Origin of the sequence: Kitasatospora phosalacinea (assembly GCF_000717185.1) — a bacterium.
GTDB classification, from domain to species: domain Bacteria; phylum Actinomycetota; class Actinomycetes; order Streptomycetales; family Streptomycetaceae; genus Kitasatospora; species Kitasatospora phosalacinea_A.
This window is the reverse complement of record NZ_JNYE01000258.1, coordinates 1-880: the sequence shown is the minus strand read 5'-3', so window position 1 is coordinate 880 and position 880 is coordinate 1. Positions and strand designations below refer to the sequence as shown.

General features: G+C 63.8%; 1 protein-coding gene. It reads right to left on the bottom strand.

What is annotated here, in order from left to right; translation table 11 throughout:
- Positions 1–245: 245 nt before the first annotated feature.
- On the bottom strand, positions 246–722 hold the full coding sequence (locus tag OO57_RS37895) for a hypothetical protein (RefSeq protein WP_033257464.1): 477 nt from the start codon (positions 720–722) through the stop codon (positions 246–248).
- Between the last annotated feature and the right edge of the window lie 158 nt (positions 723–880).

Here is an 880-nt window from a genome sequence, read left to right as displayed (position 1 = left end):
GCGGTCGCGAGGGAGTCCAGGTCAGGCGTCACAACCGACCTTTGGACTCCCTCGCTTCATCTCATGCGTGCCAGCAAGCCCTTCGCATCAATCATCTAGACGATTGGCTCCGCCGGAACGTTGGGGGAGCGGCCGCATGCGCGAACGGGGACGAGCGCGGCTGGTCCACGGTTGCGGTTTCCGGGCACCGGCCGCGCTCGTTGGTTCCTCGTCCCTCCTGCCCTTCCCGAGGCCTCGGCCGGGGGTCAGGAGGCCAGGTGCACGCCGAACGCCTTGTAGATGTCGTTGGCCTCGGTCCAGAACATCCTGTTGGAGTTGCCCTGGTAGTCGGCGCTGACGATGCCTCGCACGACGCGAGTGTCGCCGTTCACGCTGAACACCAGGCCCCCGCTGTCTCCGTTCCGTACTGCGATCGAGCCGTTGACCTGGTGCCCCCAGACGCCGCGGGCGTCGAAGGCTGCGTATCTCGCGGCGCCCAGTGTGGTCCACACGTCGTCGTTGTCGACCTGGATGCCGCAGATGACTCCGGAGGTGTATCCGTCGTGGCAGACCTGGTCGCCGTTGTACGAGTAGGAAGTTCCGCTGAGCGCAATGCTGTTGGTGGTGTTCTGGGGGCCGTCGAACTCTCGCGGAGCGGCGTTGGATACGGGATAGATCGATGCGTCCCAAGTGGTGTTGTAGGAGGAGACGGTTCCTTCCAGGGCGCCGTTGCCGTTGGTCACCTGGACTCCGGTTCGTCCGCAGTGCGATGCCGTGACGATGTATTCCTGGGAACTGCTATTAGGGCTTGGTCAGGTTGATTTTGATTGGGCGTGTCTGTTGGCGGTGGTGTGTCGTTGAGGACGTGTGACACCTGGGGAGATGGCTGAGGTCCGTGAGG